Source organism: Aminobacter sp. SR38 (assembly GCF_014843375.1).
Taxonomy (GTDB): domain Bacteria; phylum Pseudomonadota; class Alphaproteobacteria; order Rhizobiales; family Rhizobiaceae; genus Aminobacter; species Aminobacter ciceronei.
In genome coordinates this window covers 4,741,074-4,761,694 of record NZ_CP062112.1, presented here as the reverse complement: position 1 = coordinate 4,761,694, position 20,621 = coordinate 4,741,074, and the positions used below count along the sequence as shown (strand labels likewise).

Here is a 20,621-nt window from a genome sequence, read left to right as displayed (position 1 = left end):
CGGGTCGCATGTCGCCTGTCGTGAAACTGGATCCCAGCTGGCCCGTCTCGCTGGCATTGCATGCCCTTTTGCTGGCCGCCCTCTTGCTGTTGCCGAGGCCACAGCCATTCAGGGTTCCGGCCGAGGATGCAGTGCCGGTCGAACTGGTGGCACCGGCGCCCGCACCAGTCCAGTTGCAGCGACAACAGGCAGCCTCCGCCGCACCGCTTGGACGTACCCTTGCGCCTGCCACCACCTCCAAGCCCGAGGCGCCCACCGCTCCGCCCCCCTCTATGGTCAAGGCGCACAGTTTCTACGCGGCAAAGCTGCTCGCCGACCCGCGCAGCCGCCATGCCAGGCAGGCGCTGGCGACCTTTGCTCCCGACGAACGTGCCATCCAGCTGTGCAACATCGAGGCCATGGAGCAGATCCACCGTTGGAAGGCGGAGCTCCGTCCCGATCTTGTCGTCCCCTATGCGACCGGCGATCTCAGGATCGCTGGCGGCTCGATTCATGCGCAAGGCGGAGCCTTCCGGGCCGGGGGCCGCTGGTACGGCGTAGTCTTCTCTTGCGATGTGACCGCAGGCGCTGTCGCGGCCTTCGAGTTCAGCGTCGGCGAGGCAATTCCCGAGGCCAGATGGGCCGAATACAATCTCGTTGCTGGAAACCCGGAGGACTAGGCTGAATCGACATTCAGCGGATCCAGATCATGGTTGCGGCGATGTGGATGAAGCCGAGGAAGTGGATGGCGCGCCGGTCGTAGCGGGTGGCGAAGCGTCGGAAGTGCTTGAGCTTGTTGAAGCATCGCTCAATATGGTTGCGGCATCGGTAGATGAGCGGATCATGCGGGATGGGTTGTGATCTGGAGCGGGTGGAGGGGATGACCACCTTGGCGCCGATTTCGGCGATGAGGCTGCGCAAGGCATTGGAATCGTAGGCTCGATCGGCCAGAACGGCCTCAGCGGTGTAGCCTTGCAGCAGCATCGGCGCGGCAAGGATATCGTGGCTCTGGCCAGCGGCGAGCAGGAACCTCAGCGGGCGGCCGAAGCTGTCGGCGAGCATGTGGATCTTGGTGGTCAATCCGCCTCGGGAACGCCCCAGAGTCTGATTTTGGTCCCCCCTTTTCCGGTCGCCGCCTGCTGGTGGGCGCGGACCAAGGTGCTGTCGAGCATCAGGTATTGGTTGTCCCGGTCCTTGGTGAGGTCGTCGAAGACCCGCTCCCAGACCTTCGCCTTGGACCAGCGCGAGAAGCGCTTGTGCAGTGTCTTCCACTTGCCGTAGCGCTCCGGCAGGTCATGCCAATGGGCGCCCGATCGAAGCACCCACAGCACACCATTGACGAAAAGACGGTTGTCAGAGCCAGTCCGTCCCGGATCTCCAGCCTTGCCCGGCAACAGTGCTGCGATCCGCCGCCACTGCACCTCGCTCAGTTCATATCGTTTCACTGACATCATCAGGTCTCCGCCAAATCACGGAAACCTATGAATCACGCTTCCATCCCGCCGGGAATCCTGAATGTCGATTGGCCCTAGAGGATTTGCAGGAAAAGGGCCTGGCGGTTTTCCGGCTGGAATTGCGCAGGAATATGAGCCCCCCAAACGAAAAAGCCCGGCCAGAGCCGGGCTTTTTGAACGAGATCGCTGCGATCAGCTGTCGAGGAACGAGCGCAGCTTCCTGGAGCGGCTCGGATGCTTGAGCTTGCGCAGTGCCTTGGCTTCGATCTGGCGGATACGCTCGCGGGTGACCGAAAACTGCTGTCCGACCTCTTCAAGCGTGTGGTCGGTGTTCATGCCGATGCCGAAGCGCATGCGCAGCACGCGTTCTTCACGCGGGGTGAGCGAGGCGAGCACGCGCGTGGTGGTCTCGCGCAGGTTCGCCTGGATCGCCGCGTCGATCGGCAGGATCGCCATCTTGTCCTCGATGAAGTCGCCGAGATGCGAATCTTCCTCGTCGCCGACGGGCGTTTCGAGCGAGATCGGCTCCTTGGCGATCTTCAGCACCTTGCGCACCTTCTCGAGCGGCATGGCGAGCTTTTCGGCCAGTTCTTCCGGCGTCGGCTCGCGGCCGATCTCATGCAGCATCTGGCGCGAGGTACGGACAATCTTGTTGATCGTCTCGATCATATGCACCGGGATGCGGATGGTGCGGGCCTGGTCGGCGATCGAACGGGTGATCGCCTGCCTGATCCACCATGTGGCATAGGTCGAGAACTTGTAGCCGCGGCGGTACTCGAACTTGTCGACGGCCTTCATCAGGCCGATGTTGCCTTCCTGGATCAGATCCAGGAACTGCAGGCCGCGGTTGGTGTACTTCTTGGCGATCGAGATGACGAGACGCAGGTTGGCCTCGACCATTTCCTTCTTGGCGATCGCTGCCTCGCGCTCGCCCTTCTGCACCTGATTGACGATCTTGCGGAATTCCAGGATCGAAATCGCCGTCTCGGTGGCGAGGTTCTGGATCTCGGCGCGCAGGTCGCGGATCGTGTCCTTCTCGTTCTTGGTGAACTCCTTCCAGCCGCGGCTGGACAGGTTCGAGATCGAGCGGATCCAGTTCGGGTCGAGCTCGGAGCCCTGATATTCCTTCAGGAACTCGTCGCGGCGCACGCCATAGCTTTCGGCGAGACGCAAAAGCTTGCCTTCGTTCTGCACCAGGCGCTTGTTGATGTCGTAGAGCTGCTCGACCAGCGCTTCGATGCGGGCGTTGTTGAGCGACAGCGATTTCACGGCCTTGACGAGCTGATCCTTCAGCTCCTTCAGGCGGCGGTCCTGGCTCGGCGACAGGGTGCCGGCGGCGGCGAGACGGTTCTCGACCTGCTGGTCCTGCAGCTTGCGCAGCTTCTTGTAGGTGTCGGCGATGACGTCGAGGGTTTCCATGACCTGCGGACGCAGTTCCGCTTCCATGGCCGCCAGCGACAGGCTGGCCTCGTCCTCGTCTTCCTCGTCGTCCTCGCCACGGGTGTCGCCACCCACATTGGTGATGTCGTCTTCCTCGTCGCCACCGCGGCGGCGGCCCGCCTTCGGCTCGTCCTTGGGCTTGGCGTCTTCCTCGACGCGCTCGACGATCGGCGCCTGCTTGGCCTCGGGACCGGCATAGGTCGCCTCGAGATCGATGATCTCGCGCAGCAGTATCTTGGCTTCGTTGAGTTCGTCGCGCCAGATGATGATGGCCTGGAAGGTCAGCGGGCTTTCGCACAGGCCGGCGATCATCGTCTCGCGGCCAGCCTCGATGCGCTTGGCGATGGCGATTTCGCCTTCGCGCGACAGAAGCTCCACCGAGCCCATTTCGCGCAAGTACATGCGCACCGGGTCGTCGGTACGGTCGGTCGGCTCTTTCTTGGTCGTGGTCGCGGCAACGGCGGTGCCGGTCTGCTCGGCAAGCTCATTGGCATCTTCTTCGGCGTCGCCTTCGGAAGCCTCAGCCTCTTCGCCCTGCTCGTCGTCCTCGACCACGTTGATGCCCATGTCGGAGAGCATCGCCATGGTGTCCTCGATCTGCTCGGAGGTCACCTCCTCCGAGGGCAGCACCGAATTCAGCTCGTCCATGGTGACATAGCCGCGCTTCTTCGCGACCTTGATCATCTTTTTGACAGCGTCATCGGAAAGGTCGAGCAAAGGTCCGTCTGGGGCGCCTTCGCGTTCGGTCTCGACCTCTTCCTTTTCTTTTGTCGCCATTCTTCGCTTTCTCCAGGCGGCCCGTCAGCCGCTTAAACTCTTGGACAGTGCAAATCAGATGCGCTCATCGAACCTGCGCCTGAACTGCCAGTAGCTGTACCTGTGTTAAGTCCAGATTAACCGTGATATCTGTGGCGGAATATCTTCCTGTCCAGTGACAAGTGCCCCAATCCGCATTTTCAGGCCATCGACACGACTGGCGACCTGGCCGCCGGTTAACTTTTTCGAATCGACCTGATTCCGTCATTCCGTCGGAAGGTCAAGCGCCTCTCGCATGATTCGCGCCAAAAAAGCGAATCAATTGCGGGATAATCGGTCCGCAGCGTCAGTTACGACCGCCCCGGCCCGAAGACACCCCGAAGCCTTCGATAAGCGCTTCGGTGGCCTGCACGTCGTGAAACTGCGCCTGAACTTCCACCAGATGTCGGTAGTTTTCGTCGGTAGGATCTGTAGCCAGCGCAGCTTCGGCCTGTTTCAGCTCCTTATGTAAGGTGCGGGCGCTGCGGTGCAAGTGCAACGCCTGCGCGAAGGCGTCGCGGGCGTCCTCGATCGCCGCGTCTTCCAGCGCCGTCCACTGCCGGGCGCGCCGCGCCAGCATCACCGCCCGCCCCCACATCTCGGCACAGGAGGCGCGCTCGATCGCCGCCACAACTGCTTCACGGGTGTTGGCCTCGCCATGCGCCATCGCATCGATCAGCACCGAATGCAGCTGCTTGAGCTCGCCATGGCTGAGGTCGAGCCGTTCGACATGCTCGAAATTCTCGTCGATCAGCGCGGGGTGGTTGACCAGAGCGACGACGAGTGCCGCCTCGCGCAGAGGCATGATGCCGGCCGTGCGTTTGACCAGCGCCGAACGCGCCAGGCTTTCGGACACGGCAAGCCGACCCGCGGCGGCACCGGCACCACCCTTTTTCCACTGGCCGCGCTCGCCGCTACCCTTGCTGAACGAGCCCCTGCCGCCTTGCCCTTGCTGGCGGCCGCGCTGGCTGCCGAAGAAATTCAGCACCCGCTCGCGCATTTCCTGCTGGTAGTGGTAGCGGACGCTCTCGTCCTTGATCCTGCCGGTCAGCTCGCGCAGCGTCTTTTCAAGCTCGGCGCGCCGTTCCGGCGTGTCGAACACCCCGCCCGACGTCTCACGCATCCAGATCATGTCGGACAGCGGTCGCGCCGCGTTGAGCACGGTGCGGAACGCTTCCGGCCCTTCCGCCTTGACCAGGTCGTCAGGGTCCTTGCCCTCTGGCAGCAATGCGAAGCGGGCCGTGTTCCCAGGGGCTACCAGCGGCAGCGCCAGGTCGGCGGCGCGGTAGGCAGCCTTCAAGCCGGCCTTGTCGCCGTCGAAGCACAACACCGGCTCGCCCGACATGCGCCACAACAGTCCGAGCTGGTTTTCGGTCAGCGCCGTGCCGAGCGGCGCCACGACATTTTCAATACCGGCCTGAGCGAGCGCGATCACGTCCATGTAGCCTTCGACGGCGATCACCGTGCCGCCCTTCTGCAGCGCCTTGCGGGCGCGGGCGAAATTGTAGAGCACGTTGCCCTTGTGAAAGAGCTCGGTCTCGGGCGAATTCAGGTACTTGGCCGAAATCTCCGCCGACATCGCACGGCCGCCAAAGGCGATGATGCGCCCGCGGGAATCCGGGATCGGAAACATGATGCGGTCGCGGAAGCGGTCATAGGAAACCGGCACGTCCTCGAAGACGGTCAACCCGCAGGCCTCCATCTGCGCCTTCTCGATGCCCTTGGAGGCGAGGAACTCCTTGAGCGCATTGCGGCTGTCGGGCGCGAAGCCGAGCCGGAACTGCTGCTGCGTCACCTGCGATAACCCGCGGTCGCGCAGATAGGCACGGGCCCGGGCTCCGTCGGACGTCTGCAGCCGGTCCTCGAAGAATTTGGTCGCCAGTTCCATGACGTCATGCAGCGAGGCGCGCTCGCGCTCGCGCCGCTCTTCCTGCGCATCGCGCGCCGGCATCGGCACGCCGGCCATCTCGGCGATGCGCTCGACCGCCTCGGGGAAGCTGAGCCCATCCATTTCGGTCAGGAAGCGGAAATGATCGCCCGTCACGCCGCAGCCGAAGCAGTGATAGCGGCCCTTGCGGTCCTCGCAGTGGAACGACGGCGACTTCTCGCCATGGAACGGACAGCAGGCCCAGAAATCGCCCTTCTGGGTGTTGGTCTTCTTGCGATCCCAGGTCACGCGCTGGCCGATCACGGCCGAAATCGGCACGCGGTCACGTATCTCGCTCAAAAATCCGTCGGAAAAGCGCATCGGGTCCTGCTTGTTTCAAACTGATATAGGCGTTCGCCTCGCCGGACACGACTCCTATTCGTTGCCTGCCCGCGGACATGCCCGCTGTTCACAGGGCCTCAGCAGCGCAAACATCCGGCCAGACATCTCGATTGCGCCGTCGGCCGGTCGCTGTCGAACCGGAATTGCCGCCCTACCTGTCACAATATGGATGATCGCATCTTGCGATTGCGTGCACACGTGTGCACTATGGACGAAAAATATTATCCGGCTAATCTAAATGGCATGTTCATGACAGTGATTCGCATCCGCGCCAGGAGCACCGTGGCAGCCTCCCAGACAGCCCCCGGCAGCACGTCCATCAGGTGCTCCCGATGAGTGGCTCCGTCGTCCTGCTGCACCTCGCCGGCGCCGTCGCCCTGCTCCTGTTTGCCACCCGAATGGTGCGCACCGGCGTCGAGCGTGCCTATGGCGACGTGCTGCGCCACAAGCTGCGCAACACCATGCGCAACCCGATCCTGGCGGTGCTTGCCGGAACGGCCCTGGCCATCGCTTTCCAGAGCTCGACCGCCGTTACCCTGCTTGTCGGCTCCTTCGCCGGTGCCGGCATCGTCAGCGGCATCGCCGGCCAGCTCGCCGTGCGCGGCGCCGAGATCGGCTCGGCGCTGGTCATCAAGATCCTGACCTTCGACCTGTCGCTGCTGGTGCCGCTGTGTCTCGTCGCCGGGACGACAATGTTCCTCGCCACCGACCGGCGCAGCTGGCAGCAGACAGGCCGCATCCTCGTCGGCATCGGCCTTCTCGTGCTGTCGCTCGAAATGGTCGGCCAGGCCTCCGAGCCGCTGCGCGAAAGCAAGCTGCTGCCCGTCATCATCGACTATTTCGCCGGCGACCCCGTCACCGCCTATTTGCTCGCGGCCATAGTCACCTGGCTGTTCCATTCCTCGATCGCCGCCGTGCTGCTGATCGTCACCCTTGCCGGCCGCGGCTTCGTGCCGCCCGAGCTCGGCATCGTGCTGGTGCTCGGCGTCAATCTCGGCAGTTCGATCATCGCCCCCCTGCTCACCCGCAACGCCGAGCCGGGCGTGCGCGTCGTGCCGATCGGCAACCTGCTGATGCGCGGCGCCGGCTCGCTGGTCATGCTGGTGGCGTTTCTATGGATCAAGCCGTCGACCGCGTTCCTCGGCTCGACCGGCCCCGACCAGATCATCAACGCCCACATCCTGTTCAACTGCATCATCCTGGTCGCCGGCATTCCGCTCGCCAAACTCGTCTACAGCGCCTCGGAAAAGATCGTGGCGCTTGGCACCAGGACCGATCCGGCCAAGGAGATGGCGGTCGCCGAGCTCAGCGCGCTCAACGAAGCCGCCCTCGACACCCCCTCGCAGGCCCTTGCCAACGCCACCCGAGAGACGGTCCGCGTCTGCGAGACCGTCGAGATCATGCTCCAGCGCATCATCGAGCTCTATGAGAGCCCCGACGCCGACAAGATCAAGGCACTCGCCTCGCTCGACGACCGCGTCGACCGCAAGCACCAGGCGATCAAGCTATACCTCGCCAAGGCCACCATCCGGCCGATGACCGAGGACGAGGCGCTGCGCTGCCAGGAATTGCTCGGCGCCTGCGTCAAGCTTGAGCAGGTCGGCGACATCATCGTCCGCAACATGCTGGCTCATGTGCAGAAGAAGCTCGACCGCGGCCTCGAATTCACGCCCGAAGGCTGGCGCGAGCTGACTTCCTTCCACGCCTCGGTGATGGCCAATGCGCGCCTGGCCTTCAACGTTCTGGTGTCGCGCGACGCCAACACCGCGCGCCAGCTCGTGCTCGAAAAGGACCGGCTGCGCGACGTCGAGAAGCAGACCAGCCAGAGCCATTTCCTGCGCCTGCGCGACGGCACCATCAAGAGCGTCGAGACCAGTTCGATCCACCTCGACACCATCCGCGATCTCAAGCAGATCAACTCCCTGCTCGCCTCGATGGCCTATCCCGTGCTCGAAGAGCAGGGCCTGCTCCGCGGCTCGCGTCTGAAGGCGAGCTGAGCAGCGCACAGTAACGCTTTTCCGCATGCGCACGCCGCGCCTCTTTCCATTGTGCGTTGCGATCCTCCGCACCCCCCTCTGGCCTGCCGGCCATCTCCCCCACAAGGAGGGAGATTAGTCGCGTCGCCGGCGGCGCCCATCCTGCAAGATTGCCAGGCCCCCGCTAACGTCAGTGATTGGGCGTAGCACCGATGACGGCGTGATCTCCCTCCTTGTGGGGGAGATGGCCGGCAGGCCAGAGGGGGGTGCGAAGGATCGCAACGTTGACGATTTGCCTCGTAAGGCGCAACCGGCGCGCTTTTCCCGCACGGCAAAAAGGCTGGCCCCACCAACCGCTCTTGCCTGCCACAGCTAATCCGGGCGACGCTGTTTCCTCCAATCCTAGGGATCAGCAAAATGGCCGCGCTCGACCAGAACACCCTCGTCGCCGAGATGACAACCTGGCGGCGCGGCCTGCATGCCCATCCCGAATTCGGCTTCGAGGAAAAGCGCACCTCAGCCTTCGTTGCAGCCCAACTCCGGGCTTTCGGCCTCGACGAGGTCGTCGAAGGCGTCGGCGGCACCGGCGTCGTCGGCACCCTGCGCCGTGGATCGGGCAACCGGGCCATCGCACTCCGCGCCGACATGGACGCATTGCGCATCTCCGAGCAGGCCAGCCACGGTCACGTTTCGCAAAATCCCGGTGTCATGCATGCCTGCGGCCATGACGGCCACACCGCGATGCTCCTGGGCGCGGCGAAGCTGCTTGCCAACGAAGGCGGCTTCGACGGCACGGTGCGGTTCATCTTCCAGCCGGCGGAGGAATGGGGCAAGGGCGCGCTCGCCATGCTCGACGACGGGCTTATGGCGCGTTTTCCCTTCGACGAGATCTATGGCCTGCACAACATGCCCGGCCTGCCGTTGGGCCATTTCGAGACCCGGCCCGGCCCGATCATGTCGGCGGAGGACAATTTCGAGATCGTGCTGCGCGGCCTCGGCGGCCACGCCGCCCGCCCGCATCTCGGCCGCGAGGTGCTGGTTGCTGCCTGCGCCGTCGTCACCAACCTGCAGACCATCGTGTCACGCCGGCTCAGCCCGGCCGACATCTCCGTGGTCTCGGTCACCGAACTCATCACCGACGGCACCCGCAACGCCCTGCCCGGCTTCGCCCGCATCCTCGGCGATGCCAGAAGCTTCCGCCCTGAAGTGAGCGCCGAGATCGAACGGCAGATGCGCATCATCGCCGAAGGCACCGCACTGACCCACAGCTGCACGGCCGAGGTGAGCTACAGCAGGGAGTTCGCGCCACTGATCAACGATGCCGAGGCCACCGCAGCCGCGCTCGAAGCCGCCAGCTCCGTGTTTGCCGCCAGCGCGGTCAACGGCAAGGGCGAGATCGTCACCGCATCCGAGGATTTCGCCCGTTTCCTCGACCATGTCCCCGGCTGCTTCGCCTATATCGGCAATGGCGAGGCCTCGGCGCCGCTGCACAACCCGTCCTTTGATTTCAACGACGACGCCCTGATCCACGGCACCCGCTTCCACGCGGCCATCGCCCGCCAGCGCCTGCCGGTGACGTGATTTTTGAAAAGGAAACGCCGCCGCCATCGCAGCCCATTTGAACTTGCCCGAATCGCCGTCCTTGGCGACACTCTCCTTGGGCCGTGCAGCCTGCCGCTCGCTCCCCAGGGATTGGCGAATGCACCGGAGAACATGGTTGACCCTTGGGTGACCGTCGGCAATGCGAGCACTGACGCTATATGTCACCCTCTTCAAGGGAACATCCCATGCCATCGCTTGATCGCGTGAAATCCATGGCCAAGGAGCTGCGTGCAGGCCTGGCCGCGCAAGACATCCACCTTGCCCACAGCGCCTGTCTCGAGATCGTCGCCCGCCAGATCGGCTACGACAACTGGAACACCCTCAAGGCGACGTCCGACGCCAAGGCCGAGCTTGCCGTTTCGGTCGTCGTCGAGCATGGCCGTGAGGAAGAGGCAGCCAGTTTCTACCAGAGGGCGTTCGGTGCCATTCGCGGCGGATCCTACCTGTTCGAGGGCGTTCCGATCTCGATCGACCTGCGGATCGGCGGTGTCGCCCTGCAGGTTGGCGGCGCCAATCCCCGTCGAGAACAGGAACCGCAGCGCGGCGGGCCGTTCTTCCCCAAGGCCCATGGTGCGGTCAGCGCCGTCTTCATCCTCGATGTCGCCAACGTGCACGCCGCGCTGCAACGAGCGATCGGGGTCGGAGCAACCATTCGTGGAAACCTGGCTGCGGCAACCGACGGCCGCCGCGGCGCAACCGTATTCGATCCGTTCGGCCACATCTGGGGCCTGCGCGACAAGGCCCCAGTCAAGCTCCGCCACGCCGCGTGATGACCTTTCCTTCTCCCGCAAGGGCAGAAGGAAAGGCGCGGCTACCCTCGCGCCCCAAACGAAAAACGCCCCGCGCTGCATCGCAGGCGGGGCGTTTCTGTTCACGTGGCACAAGGCCATGGCTGCCTACTGCAGCAGCTCCTTGACGATGCCGCTGGCCTTGCCGAAATCCATCTGGCCGGGATAGCGCTCCTTGAGCGCGTTCATGCAGCGGCCCATGTCGCGCAAGCCATCGGCGCCGACTTCCGAAATCACCTGCTGTGCCGCGCTGCGCACCGCCCCCTCCTCCATCTGCTTGGGCAGGAAATCGGAGATGATGGCGATTTCGTCGCGCTCCTGGGCGGCCAGTTCCAGCCGCGAACCTTCCTCGAAGGCCTTGGCCGATTCCTGGCGTTGCTTGACCATCTTGGTCAGGATCTGCAGGATTTCCTCGTCGGTGACAGGGTCCTTGCCAGCGCCGCGATGGGCGATGTCGCGGTCCTGGATGGCCGCCTGGATCAGCCTCAGCGTCGAGGTGCGGCGCTTGTCGCCGGTCTTCAATGCAGTCTTCAGTGCCTCGGCGAGTGTCTCGCGCATGGCCGTTACTCCTGAACGTGTCGCAAACAATAGCGCCGACCTGCCACAGTGGCAAACCGAATGACAATGGCCAACTTCCTGTTTTTGCTAGGAAAAATAATTAGCCACGAATCCCGGAACGGTCATTGACCATGTGCCGGCCTTCGCCTATTGTCCGCGCCTTGCAAGGACTTGTTTGTTTTGTGCACGGGGCCCGCCTGACGGTGGTCGTCCGTGCTTTTCGCTGCGCGATATGGCCCCTTGCGAGCCATTTTTCAAGTCGCGGCGCCCGTTACGCAGGAGCATCGCCATGGCCTCAGAGACCGCCCCCTGGGCAACCGAAGTGCCGACCGCCGTTCTGGTTCTGGCCGACGGAACGGTCATCACCGGCCGAGGCCTCGGCGCCACAGGCAGTGCCGTCGCCGAAGTCTGCTTCAATACGGCGCTCACCGGCTACCAGGAGGTCCTCACCGACCCTTCCTACGCCAGTCAGATCGTCACCTTCACCTTCCCGCACATCGGCAACATCGGCACCAACGATGAAGACATCGAGGATCTGAACCCGGCGACGCGCTCGGGTGCCGTGGGTGCGGTGTTCAAGGCCGACGTCACCAACCCGTCGAGCTATCGCGCCGCCGGTCACCTCGACCAATGGCTGAAGCGCCGTGGCATCGTCGCCATGTCAGGTGTCGACACCCGGGCGCTGACTGCGCTGATCCGCGAGAAGGGCATGCCCAACGCCGTCATCGCATATGCCCCCGACGGCAAGTTCGACGTCGAGAACCTCAAGGCTCAGGCCCGCGCCTGGTCCGGCCTCGTCGGCCTCGACCTCGCCAAGGACGTCACCTCGGGCCAGTCCTCCAGTTGGACCGAGACGCCCTGGGTCTGGAACGAGGGTTATGGCGAGCGCGCTGACGAAACCATGCACGTCGTTGCCATCGACTACGGCGTCAAGCGCAATATCCTGCGCCTGCTCGCCGGCCTCGGCGCCAAGGTGACTGTTGTTCCGGCCAAGACCTCGGCCGAAGACATCCTTGCGATGAAGCCGGATGGCATCTTCCTGTCCAATGGCCCCGGCGACCCCGCAGCGACGGGCGAGTATTCGGTGCCCGTCATCAAGGACCTGCTCAAGACCAAGCTGCCGGTGTTCGGCATCTGCCTCGGCCACCAGATGCTGGCGCTGGCGCTTGGCGGCAAGACCGCCAAGATGCACCAGGGCCACCATGGCGCCAACCACCCGGTCAAGGACCACACCACCGGCAAGGTCGAGATCGTGTCGATGAACCACGGCTTCGCGGTCGATGCCGAGTCGCTGCCCGAGGGCGTCGAGGAGACCCACGTCTCGCTGTTCGACGGCACCAATTGCGGCATCGCGCTCACTGGCCGCCCGGTATTCTCGGTCCAGCACCATCCCGAGGCCTCGCCCGGCCCGCAGGACTCGCACTATCTCTTCCGTCGCTTCGCCAACCTGATCCGCGCACGGCAGGGCGAACCGGCACTCGCCGAGCGCTGAGGTTCGACGTCATCGGACAATGAGAAACAGGCCCCGCACCGCGGGGCCTGTTTGCGTTTGACGTCAAGTTGCGTGGCGACAGCCCAGCCTCACTTCGGCGCCGGAGTTCCGAGAAAAGCGTTGGCCGCCACTGCCACCTGTTGTGCTTTTGCCGGGTCGGCGAGGATGCCCATGTGGGTTGTATCAGACAGCACCATGAGCTGGCTGCGCGACGGACCGTTGACGTCGCCATTGGCGTGGCCGCCGAGCGCGGCATGCATTTCGGCGAGATGGCCGAGCGTCACAACGTCGGCGTCACCGGCGACAAGAAGCACCGGCTGCGCGATCCTGGCCAGGTCCGCGGTCCAGTCGAACGGCGTCAGCTCAAGCTGCTTGACCTTTTCGACCAACGCCGGGAAGTCCGGCTTGGGCGCCAGCTTCTGATACTCCGCGACCATCGGCGCGCCGGTGAACAAGTCGGCGGTCAGGTGCTGCACCATCTCCTTGTGGCCAGGCGCCAATCCCTTGTCGCTCGCCGCCGCCGACACCGCAACGATGCGGTCGACCCGCGCGGGATGGCGCAGGGCCAGTTGCAGGGCGACGTTACCGCCCATCGAGTAGCCCATGACACTGGCCTTCGCGACGCCGAGTTTGTCGAGCAGTCCGGCGACATCGTCAGCCATGGTCTCGTAGCTCAGCCCTTCGTCGCGGTCGGCGGTACGGCCGTGGCCCTGCAGCTCGACGGCAATGACCTTGTTCGACCTGGCGAGTTCGCCGAGGCTGGTCGCCCAGTTGGTCTCGATGGTCATGAAGGCGCCGTGGAGCAGGACGAGCGGCGCGCCCTCTCCGTGGATCTGGTGATGCAGTTCCAGCGGCACTGCCTCCCCGGCCGAGACGGCTGACGGTGCGATGGTGGAAAAAAGGGCGAGCAGAGCCGTGCCCGCGATTGCCAGCGTTTTCATTGTCGTTTCCTGTCTTGGGATGAGCGATCCCACCCGGCCGCCGATGCGGCCGGTTGGGTCACGATTGCGGTGGAGAAATTGCCGGCCGGAGCCGGTCTAAGATCAGGCGGAGATCAGTTCGCGGAGCAGCTCTTCGAGCTGGTTCATGCTGTCCTGCGCGCCGGCTTCCATGCCCGAGGCGACCATGCCGTCGCGATCCTCGATGCTGTCGAAGCGGGTGACGCCGCTGTAATGGGTCTTGCCGTCCCTCTCCTCAAAGCGATGGGTCTCGATAACAGTCTTGTCTTCGAACATGCCCTCCAGCGCGAAGGTATTGACCAGCTTCTCCGGCTCGTCGACCTCGATGTACCTGCCGATGAAGGCAAAGACGGTACCATCAGGCGTGGTCTGCTCGAAGCGCCACTCGCCGCCGGGGCGGACGTCGAGCTTGACCACCTTGGTCGCGCCCATGGCACGCGAACCCCACCAGCGCACCACATGTTCGGGACGGGTCCAGGCCCGCCAAACCAACGTGCGCGGCGCATCGAAGCTGCGGCTCATGCGGATGATGGGTTCGCCCTCCGGCGTCTCGACAAGCATCTTGTTCATGTCATTCCCTTTCGTATCTCATGAAATCACTGCTTGTTGGTGTCGTCGCCGCGCTGCATGTCGGCGAGATAGGCGTCGAGCTGATCGAGATTGTCGCGCCACAGGTCGCGATAGGCGCCAACCCAGCCGTCGATGTCCTGAAGCGGGCCGGCCTGGAGCTTGCAGTAGCGATACTGCGCGTCCTTCTCGCGGGAGATCAGGCCGGCGTTTTCGAGCACCTTGATGTGCTTCGACACCGCCGCCAGGCTCATGTCGTAGGGTGCAGCCAGTTCGCCGACGCTCGCCTGCCCCTGGGCAAGCCGGGCCAGGATGGCGCGACGCGTCGGATCTGCCAGCGCGGAAAAGGTAAGGGAAAGAGGATCAGTCATGTCACTATTCAACCAACTAGTTTTTAACTTATTGGTTTAATACAATTCACTCAAGCGGTTGTCAACCAGTTGGTTAAGAAAATCCGGCAAATCTCACCGACGTGAAAAGACGGGTGGCGCGCCCTGCCCGTCGCAAAAATTCTGCACCACCCGGGCATGCGCGAAATGAGCTGTCCAGCCCGCGACACCAGCCAGATGCGAGCGCTCTGACGCACTCATGGCCACTTCTTTCGACCCGCCAAAGGCCCGTTCCTCCGCCCCCCTACGCCGTTCGCCCAAGCCAGCGCTGCGCGTGCGCCGCACCTTCGTCGAGCAGTCGACCCGCGCCGCCGAATGGTCGCGCCAGAACCCCGATGAAGCACGCAAGGTGCTGGCATCCATCCTGTCGAAGCGCGGCGAGAACGCCGAGCTGGCCAAATACTGGACCGGCTTCGGCCTCCGCGAAGGCGCGCAGGCGGTTCCCCGCGAGCTCGACTTCTGGATCGCCGTGCTCGAACGCGAGGGGTCGCTGCCCAAGGGCAAGCTCAAGGCCGCCGACCTGCTGTCCAGCCCAACGCCGAAGCCAATTCGAACTGAGCCTGAAAAGGCCTGGCCAAAGACATCGGAGAAAAAGCATGACCAGCATCGACAGCGGCCGCTGCGGCGAGGTTTCGATTCGCGACCTCTCGAAATCCTTCGCCATCAACGGCCGACCGCTGGCGGTGCTGAAGGGCCTGAACCTCGACATCCGCGCCGGCGAATGCCTTGTCATCGTCGGCGCGTCGGGATCGGGCAAGACCACGCTGCTGCGCGTGCTGGCCGGTCTCGAAGTGGCCGATGGCGGCCGGGTGGCGATCGACGGCGAACCGGTGCATGGCGTCGGCTCCGACCGCGCCGTGATCTTCCAGGAGCCGCGGCTGCTGCCCTGGCTGACGGTGCTCGGCAACGTCGCCTTCGGCCTCGAGGTGCGTGGCGAAAACCGCGCCCGCGCCGAGGAGCGGGCGCGCGACTATATCGGGCTCGTCGGCCTCGGCGACTTCACCGATGCCTATCCCAGGCAACTCGGGCGGCATGGCCCAGCGCGTCGGCATCGCCCGCGCGCTGACCGTGCAGCCCGAAATCCTTTTGCTCGACGAGCCGCTCGGCGCGCTCGACGCCATGACCAAGATCACCATGCAGGAAGAGCTCGCCCGCATCTGGAGCGAGGAGAACGTGACCATGGTCATGGTCACCCACGATCTCGAAGAAGCGGTCTATCTCGCCGACCGGGTGCTGGTGCTGCCCAAGGAAAAGGGTGCCGCCGCCCGCCTGATCGACATCGAGCTGCCCCGCCCGCGCGACCGCAGCGAACCTCGCTTCGTCCGCTACCGAGAGGAACTGCTGCGCGAGTTCGGCCTGCATTGAACGAAGCCAACGTCGCTCTTACACATCGTCGACAGGCCATTCGGCATGTTCGCTACTTTTGCTTCAACACGTTAGAGGCACCCAGAAACTGGGCGTCACCCATAAAAGCTTGCGGAAATATTGTTGCCTGACATCATCTCCGCGACTACGCTCTAGAAGCATTTTTCTATGGGGGTAGAATTGCTTAAGACGACATTTATTGCAGCAACGCTGCTTGCCGGAAGCTCATCGATAGCGCTCGCTTGGGATGCAAACGTTGAAGGCCCGGATGTGTTTGGCGTCACCAAGGTCATAGCAACGGTCGGCGGCCTTCGCGACGGCATGGTCGTTCAATGCGACAGCAAGGAAGACCTATTCGTCGCCTTTATCTTCCGGAAGAAGGAATTCGAGGACGTAACCTCCGGACCGGCGACCCTCTACCTGCAAGGAGCATCAAGTGAGCCGCTCAAACTGCCGGCGGAATTACGCGCCTGGAATGACAACTACGGTGGTGTTGTCGTTTCCGGCAGAGACCCTCAGGTCCTTGCCGCTGTCAAAGAGATCCAGGAGGCGCGCTCGAAGCTGAATGTCGGCTTTGAGGTCGGCGGCAGCCAGAATTCGGCGTCATTCGGCTCCAGAGGTTCGACCAAGGCGATGGAAAAGGTTATCCAGGGCTGCAAGCTCGGCGATTTAACCAAACCGCCAGCGTAGCCGGCCACTAGCGGCAGGCGCCGCAGCTACGCATGCGATCCTCTCACTTCTTGCCTTGCGGATAGATCGTTTCGCCACGCTTCAGCATGGCGACGAAGGTCTCGATCTTCTTCTTGCGCCCGGCCTCGGTCTTCATGTTGTGGGTGCGGAAGGCGAGCGCAAAGCGGTTCTGCTCGCTGAGCTTGCCGAGCATTGCTTTCGCCTCCGGCTCGGCATCGATCGCCGCCTGCAGGTCGTGAGGGATCAGCATGTCCTTGCCACTCTTGTAAGCCCGGTCCCAGCGGCCGTCAGCCTTGGCCGCCTCGACCTGCTTCATGCCATGCTCGGTCATCCGCCCCTCGGCGACCAGGCGCGCCACGCTGTCGACATTGATCTGGCTCCAGGTGCCCTTCTTGCCGCGCGGCGAATAGCGTTGCAGGAAACTCCTGCCGTCGAACCCCTTGCGCAGGCCGTCTATCCAGCCCCAGCATAAGACGACTTCGATCGCCTCCTTCGGCGTAATCGAGGTCAGCCCCGATCCGACCTTGTGGACCTTGATCCAGACCTCGTCCTGGCTGTCGTGGTTCCTGCTGAGCCAGGCATAAAAGCTCGCGGCATCGGCGAATTCGTGAACCTTGGCGGGATCGACATAGACTGGTGTCATCAGTTGACCTGCTCCGCTTCTACGGCTGCAGCTTTCCTGGCTGCCGGCCGTTCGACCTTGAAAAGGAACACCATCAGCGCCAGGCCGATGAAGACCCCGCCGACGGCATAGGGTGCGCCGGCAAATGTCACCGGCGCGCTCGGCCCGGTGAACCAGGCAAAGATGCCGGTGTAGAGCAGCGGCGTGATGATGCTGGTGATCGAAAACAGGCTGGTCATCGCGCCCTGCAACTCGCCCTGCGCATCCGGCGGCACCTTGGCGGCGGCCAGGCTCCTCAGCGGCGGGTCAGCGAGTGCTTCGAGGCAAGTCGCCACGATCACCGCATAGATCATCCAGCCCTGCCACGCCGCGGCATAACCGAAGGCAGCGATGGCCGTGAAACCGAGACCGATGGCTGCCGTGCGCCACTCGCCCAGCCTGGGGATGACTCTGGGAAGCACCAGTGCCATGACAAGCGCGCCGCCGAGGCCGAACACGCCGAGCGAGAAGCCGATCTGCCGTTCGCTCCAGCCATAGCGGTAGCTGCTGACGAAGGACCAGACCGCCGGATACATCATGTGGCCGAGCGCCATCAGGAAGAACACCAGCCCGATCCAGCCGATGCCCTTGTATTTGCGCATCTGCTTCAGCGCGCCGAGCGGATTGGCGCGGCGCCATTCGAAGGCGCGCCGGTTGTGGCGCGCCAGCGTCTCGGGCAGGAAGAACAGGGCCACCAGGAAATTGACGAAGGCAAGTGCTGCGGCACCCCAGAACGGTACGCGCGGCCCGAACTCGCCGAGGAAGCCGCCGAGCACCGGCCCGATGATGAAGCCGACGCCGAAGGCGATGCCGAGCAGGCCGAAATTCTTGGCCCGGTTGTCGTCGTTCGATACGTCGGCGATGAAGGCTGCGGCCGTCGAGTAGCTCGCACCGCTGATGCCGGCGAGCACGCGGCCGACGAACAGCATCGGATAGGACCAGGCGAGCGCGCAGATGGCGTTGTCGATGGCGAATGTCAGTACAGAGGCGAGCAGGATCGGCCGGCGCCCGAAACGATCGCTGAGATTGCCCATCAGCGGCGCAAACAGGAACTGCATCGCCGCATAAACGAAGAAGAGCCAGCCGCCCTCGATCGCCGCCTCGCCGACGCCGACGCCGGTCAGCTCCTGCAGGAAGGCCGGCAGTACCGGCATGATGATGCCGAAGCCGATGATGTCGAGCAGCAATGTGACGAAGACGAGCGCAAGGCCTCGTCTGGCGGTCTTCTCATCAACCATGTCGAACCCACAGGCGCCGCTTCGAGGCCGCGAAGATCAGTCGAGCTGCGCCGGCATTTTGCACCGCGACAGGCGCTCAAATGCCGGCATCGATCCGCCGGGGGCGTGCGGAAACCCTGCTTATAGATCAAGCACTCATCAAGAACAATACGTGAACATATCAATTATCTTCATGCCAGGACGCCATCCGGCGGAACATTACGGGACCTCGCGGCCCTCGCTTGCCTCGAGAATGGCGAACCAGTGCTGGCGGTCGAGCCTAATGTCCAGCGCCTTGACCAGCCCGGCCAGCCGCGCCGCCTTCATCGTGCCCAGCACCGGCACCAGCCGTGCCGGATGTCTGAGCAGCCAGGCAATGGCAATTGTCGAGATGTCGGCGACACCGATCTCCTCGGCGACCGCCCTCAGCGCTGCCCGCACCCTTTGCTCGCGTGCGCCCTCGCCGGTGAACAGCGAACCGCCGCCCAGCGGCGACCAGATCATCGGCGCGTAGCGCAGCCTTTGCGCATGGTCGAGTCGCCCGTCGGTCAGGGCCGAGGTCTCCAGCACCGAATGCTCGATCTGGTTGGTGACGAGCGGGAACGGCAGCCGCGAGGCGAGCAGGTCGAACTGGTCCGGCGTGAAGTTGGACACGCCGACGGCCCGCACCTTACCTGCCGCCACCAGCCGCTCGAAGGCGCGCGCCGTGTCGTCGGCGTCCATCAGCGGATCGGGCCGGTGGATCAGCAAGAGGTCGAGATAGTCGGTGCCAAGGTTGTTCAGCGAACGTTCGACCGAGGCCTCGATATGGGCGGCACCGGTGTCATAATGCTTCAGTCGGTTCTGCGGCCGGTTGGACGAGGCCAGCATGATGCCGCATTTGGAGATCAGCTCGATGCCGGCGCGCCGGCCTTTCCACCGCGCCAGCCCGGCGCCAAACGCCTCCTCGACCGCGTAGCCGCCATAGATGTCGGCATGGTCGAAGCTGGTCAGGCCGAGATCGACTGATGTATCGATCAGCCGTGCAACCTCCTGGGCGCCAGGGTTCTGGCCGTCGAGCAGCCGCCAGGCGCCGAACACCAGCCGCGATAGCGACAGGCATCCTGGCACCAGTTCGATGCGTGGAGAGACAGTCATCCGATCGGCCATCGTCAGATCGGATTGTTGAAGGTATCGCAGTCCGACAGCTTACCGCTCTTGAAGCCGGCGGCAAACCAGCGCTGGCGCTGCTGCGAGGTGCCGTGGTTAAAGCTCTCCGGCACGACATAGCCCTGCATGCGCTTCTGCAGCGTGTCGTCGCCGATCTGCTGGGCAGCGTTCAGCGCCTCTTCGATATCGCCCTGTTCGAGCAGACCCTTCTGGTCGGTGTAGTGGCCCCAGACGCCGGCGAAGCAGTCGGCCTGCAGCTCGACGCGCATCGACATCTGGTTGGCGTCGGCCTCGCTCATCTGCTGCCGCATCTGGTTGAACTTGGGCAGAATGCCGGTCAGGTTCTGGACGTGATGGCCGACCTCGTGGGCAATGACATAAGCCTGGGCGAAATCGCCGGCAGCGCCAAACTGCTTGGCCAGCTGGCCGAAGAAGGCGGTGTCAAGATAGACCTTCTGGTCTCCAGGGCAATAGAACGGGCCGGATGCCGAGGAGGCGAAGCCGCAGGCCGAGCGCACCTGCCCGGAGAACAGCACAAGCTTCGGTTCCTGGTATTTCAGCCCCTCGGCCTGGAAGATGCCGTTCCAGGTGTCTTCGGTTTCGGCCAACACGGTCGAGACGAACTGGGTCATCTCGTCATTGGCGGGCGCACCGCCCTCGCTCACCTGGCCGCCGCCCGAAACCGGCCCGCCGTCACCGCCGGCCAGGATCTGCATCGGATCGATGCCGCAGGCGCGCAGCGCAAAGAACAGAATGACAAGGATGATGATGCCGGACAGTCCGCCGCCGCCCGTCGACATGCGCGGGCCCATCGGCAGGCGTCCGCCACCGAGGCCTCCGCCAAACCCGCCACCGCCGCCTTGACCGCGCGTATCCTGGACGTTGTCACTCTGGCGGCGGCCTCTCCAGCGCATAGGCGTATCCCTCGATGTTGTCGCAGCCTCGGCCGCTCACTTGAGACAATTAGCTTAACCCCTGCGGCAAGTCACAGGGTTTTTGCTTGGGCCACCCCTCGGCCCGGTACCACAATTTCAGCTTTTCTGCTTGCTGCCGGCGCTCTTGCCGTCGGAGCTTTTCGCCCTCTCCTCGAAGCGCTTTTCGCCCTTCTTGAAGTCGCGGCCGGTCTTGGCCTCGACCTTGCGTTCTTCCCTCGCTGCTGCCTTGCGCAGGCCTCTGGCGGCCTCTTTTCCCTTGGCGGTGGGCGCCGGTGTGATCGCCATGTTCGTTTCCTCCCGAAGGTGCCGCACAACTGCGGCGCTCAGGCAAACGCG

General features: G+C 64.0%; 17 protein-coding genes and 3 pseudogenes. 8 read left to right on the top strand and 12 right to left on the bottom strand.

Features of this window, described 5'->3' with window-relative positions:
- Positions 1 to 20 precede the first annotated feature (20 nt).
- Positions 21 to 659 carry a DUF930 domain-containing protein gene (locus IG197_RS23325; RefSeq protein WP_192315204.1) on the top strand — a complete coding sequence of 213 codons (639 nt, stop codon included), beginning with the start codon at positions 21 to 23 and terminating at the stop codon, positions 657 to 659.
- A gap of 13 nt (positions 660 to 672) precedes the next feature.
- Here IG197_RS23325 and IG197_RS23320 read toward each other — a convergent pair.
- The 3 genes and pseudogenes from IG197_RS23320 to dnaG all read right to left on the bottom strand — a co-directional run bounded on the left by IG197_RS23320 (position 673) and on the right by dnaG (position 5,916).
- Positions 673 to 1,430: pseudogene (locus tag IG197_RS23320) on the bottom strand (IS5 family transposase).
- Positions 1,431 to 1,625: 195 nt separating this feature from the next.
- Positions 1,626 to 3,650 carry an RNA polymerase sigma factor RpoD gene (rpoD, locus tag IG197_RS23315; RefSeq protein ID WP_192315203.1) on the bottom strand — a complete coding sequence of 675 codons (2,025 nt, stop codon included), beginning with the start codon at positions 3,648 to 3,650 and terminating at the stop codon, positions 1,626 to 1,628.
- 325 nt (positions 3,651 to 3,975) lie between these two features.
- On the bottom strand, positions 3,976 to 5,916 hold the full coding sequence (gene dnaG, locus IG197_RS23310) for a DNA primase (protein ID WP_067959808.1): 1,941 nt from the start codon (positions 5,914 to 5,916) through the stop codon (positions 3,976 to 3,978).
- A 353-nt stretch (positions 5,917 to 6,269) separates the two neighbouring features.
- Here dnaG and IG197_RS23305 point away from each other — a divergent pair, with 353 nt between their 5' ends.
- The 3 genes from IG197_RS23305 to IG197_RS23295 all read left to right on the top strand — a co-directional run bounded on the left by IG197_RS23305 (position 6,270) and on the right by IG197_RS23295 (position 10,285).
- Positions 6,270 to 7,934 (top strand): Na/Pi cotransporter family protein, encoded by a 1,665-nt coding sequence (locus IG197_RS23305; RefSeq protein WP_067959804.1) that lies wholly within the window; start codon positions 6,270 to 6,272, stop codon positions 7,932 to 7,934.
- Positions 7,935 to 8,330: 396 nt separating this feature from the next.
- Positions 8,331 to 9,494 (top strand): amidohydrolase, encoded by a 1,164-nt coding sequence (locus IG197_RS23300; protein WP_192315202.1) that lies wholly within the window; start codon positions 8,331 to 8,333, stop codon positions 9,492 to 9,494.
- Between the two features lie 206 nt (positions 9,495 to 9,700).
- Positions 9,701 to 10,285, top strand: a complete 585-nt coding sequence (locus IG197_RS23295; protein ID WP_192315200.1) for a glyoxalase superfamily protein — start codon at positions 9,701 to 9,703, stop codon at positions 10,283 to 10,285.
- 126 nt (positions 10,286 to 10,411) lie between these two features.
- On the opposite strand, the gene IG197_RS23290 is transcribed toward IG197_RS23295, so the two are convergent.
- Positions 10,412 to 10,861, bottom strand: coding sequence for a GatB/YqeY domain-containing protein (locus tag IG197_RS23290; RefSeq protein WP_115733732.1), 450 nt, complete (start codon positions 10,859 to 10,861; stop codon positions 10,412 to 10,414).
- A 289-nt stretch (positions 10,862 to 11,150) separates the two neighbouring features.
- Between IG197_RS23290 and carA the strand changes: the two genes are divergently transcribed.
- On the top strand, positions 11,151 to 12,353 hold the full coding sequence (gene carA / locus IG197_RS23285) for a glutamine-hydrolyzing carbamoyl-phosphate synthase small subunit (RefSeq protein WP_192315198.1): 1,203 nt from the start codon (positions 11,151 to 11,153) through the stop codon (positions 12,351 to 12,353).
- Between the two features lie 89 nt (positions 12,354 to 12,442).
- Here the strand turns inward: carA and IG197_RS23280 are convergent, their stop codons facing one another.
- The 3 genes from IG197_RS23280 to IG197_RS23270 form a co-directional block, all read right to left on the bottom strand.
- Positions 12,443 to 13,294, bottom strand: a complete 852-nt coding sequence (locus IG197_RS23280; RefSeq protein WP_192315196.1) for an alpha/beta fold hydrolase — start codon at positions 13,292 to 13,294, stop codon at positions 12,443 to 12,445.
- A gap of 102 nt (positions 13,295 to 13,396) precedes the next feature.
- On the bottom strand, positions 13,397 to 13,882 hold the full coding sequence (locus IG197_RS23275) for an SRPBCC family protein (RefSeq protein ID WP_192315194.1): 486 nt from the start codon (positions 13,880 to 13,882) through the stop codon (positions 13,397 to 13,399).
- Between the two features lie 26 nt (positions 13,883 to 13,908).
- Positions 13,909 to 14,250, bottom strand: coding sequence for a helix-turn-helix transcriptional regulator (locus tag IG197_RS23270; RefSeq protein WP_154384841.1), 342 nt, complete (start codon positions 14,248 to 14,250; stop codon positions 13,909 to 13,911).
- Between the two features lie 298 nt (positions 14,251 to 14,548).
- On the opposite strand from IG197_RS23270, the pseudogene IG197_RS36870 reads away from it, so the two are divergent.
- The 3 genes and pseudogenes from IG197_RS36870 to IG197_RS23260 form a co-directional block, all read left to right on the top strand.
- Positions 14,549 to 14,803, top strand: a pseudogene (locus IG197_RS36870) (ABC transporter substrate-binding protein); the annotation flags it as partial.
- Between the two features lie 61 nt (positions 14,804 to 14,864).
- A pseudogene (locus IG197_RS23265) lies at positions 14,865 to 15,633 on the top strand (ABC transporter ATP-binding protein).
- Between the two features lie 180 nt (positions 15,634 to 15,813).
- On the top strand, positions 15,814 to 16,323 hold the full coding sequence (locus tag IG197_RS23260) for a hypothetical protein (protein WP_192315193.1): 510 nt from the start codon (positions 15,814 to 15,816) through the stop codon (positions 16,321 to 16,323).
- A gap of 43 nt (positions 16,324 to 16,366) precedes the next feature.
- Here the strand turns inward: IG197_RS23260 and IG197_RS23255 are convergent, their stop codons facing one another.
- The 5 genes from IG197_RS23255 to IG197_RS23235 form a co-directional block, all read right to left on the bottom strand.
- On the bottom strand, positions 16,367 to 16,966 hold the full coding sequence (locus tag IG197_RS23255) for a YdeI family protein (protein ID WP_154384839.1): 600 nt from the start codon (positions 16,964 to 16,966) through the stop codon (positions 16,367 to 16,369).
- Entirely contained in the window at positions 16,966 to 18,222 is a 1,257-nt protein-coding gene (locus IG197_RS23250; protein ID WP_192315192.1) for a TCR/Tet family MFS transporter, read from the bottom strand. Before IG197_RS23250 ends, IG197_RS23255 begins: the two co-directional genes overlap by 1 nt.
- A 198-nt stretch (positions 18,223 to 18,420) precedes the next feature.
- Positions 18,421 to 19,338 carry an aldo/keto reductase family oxidoreductase gene (locus IG197_RS23245; protein WP_192315191.1) on the bottom strand — a complete coding sequence of 306 codons (918 nt, stop codon included), beginning with the start codon at positions 19,336 to 19,338 and terminating at the stop codon, positions 18,421 to 18,423.
- 14 nt (positions 19,339 to 19,352) lie between these two features.
- Entirely contained in the window at positions 19,353 to 20,264 is a 912-nt protein-coding gene (locus tag IG197_RS23240; RefSeq protein WP_192315190.1) for a neutral zinc metallopeptidase, read from the bottom strand.
- A gap of 117 nt (positions 20,265 to 20,381) precedes the next feature.
- Complete coding sequence (locus IG197_RS23235) at positions 20,382 to 20,570, bottom strand: hypothetical protein (RefSeq protein WP_067959764.1); 189 nt, start codon at positions 20,568 to 20,570, stop codon at positions 20,382 to 20,384.
- Positions 20,571 to 20,621 lie beyond the last annotated feature (51 nt).

Excerpts from the sequence above, each read along its gene's own strand:
- rpoD (WP_192315203.1), bottom strand. The coding sequence starts at position 3,650 with ATGGCGACAAAAGAAAAGGAAGAGGTCGAGACCGAACGCGAAGGCGCC.
- dnaG (WP_067959808.1), bottom strand. The coding sequence starts at position 5,916 with ATGCGCTTTTCCGACGGATTTTTGAGCGAGATACGTGACCGCGTGCCG.
- IG197_RS23305 (WP_067959804.1), top strand. The coding sequence starts at position 6,270 with ATGAGTGGCTCCGTCGTCCTGCTGCACCTCGCCGGCGCCGTCGCCCTG.
- IG197_RS23300 (WP_192315202.1), top strand. The coding sequence starts at position 8,331 with ATGGCCGCGCTCGACCAGAACACCCTCGTCGCCGAGATGACAACCTGG.
- IG197_RS23295 (WP_192315200.1), top strand. The coding sequence starts at position 9,701 with ATGCCATCGCTTGATCGCGTGAAATCCATGGCCAAGGAGCTGCGTGCA.
- IG197_RS23290 (WP_115733732.1), bottom strand. The coding sequence starts at position 10,861 with ATGCGCGAGACACTCGCCGAGGCACTGAAGACTGCATTGAAGACCGGC.
- carA (WP_192315198.1), top strand. The coding sequence starts at position 11,151 with ATGGCCTCAGAGACCGCCCCCTGGGCAACCGAAGTGCCGACCGCCGTT.
- IG197_RS23280 (WP_192315196.1), bottom strand. The coding sequence starts at position 13,294 with ATGAAAACGCTGGCAATCGCGGGCACGGCTCTGCTCGCCCTTTTTTCC.
- IG197_RS23275 (WP_192315194.1), bottom strand. The coding sequence starts at position 13,882 with ATGAACAAGATGCTTGTCGAGACGCCGGAGGGCGAACCCATCATCCGC.
- IG197_RS23270 (WP_154384841.1), bottom strand. The coding sequence starts at position 14,250 with ATGACTGATCCTCTTTCCCTTACCTTTTCCGCGCTGGCAGATCCGACG.
- IG197_RS23255 (WP_154384839.1), bottom strand. The coding sequence starts at position 16,966 with ATGACACCAGTCTATGTCGATCCCGCCAAGGTTCACGAATTCGCCGAT.
- IG197_RS23250 (WP_192315192.1), bottom strand. The coding sequence starts at position 18,222 with ATGGTTGATGAGAAGACCGCCAGACGAGGCCTTGCGCTCGTCTTCGTC.
- IG197_RS23245 (WP_192315191.1), bottom strand. The coding sequence starts at position 19,338 with ATGACTGTCTCTCCACGCATCGAACTGGTGCCAGGATGCCTGTCGCTA.
- IG197_RS23240 (WP_192315190.1), bottom strand. The coding sequence starts at position 20,264 with ATGCGCTGGAGAGGCCGCCGCCAGAGTGACAACGTCCAGGATACGCGC.
- IG197_RS23235 (WP_067959764.1), bottom strand. The coding sequence starts at position 20,570 with ATGGCGATCACACCGGCGCCCACCGCCAAGGGAAAAGAGGCCGCCAGA.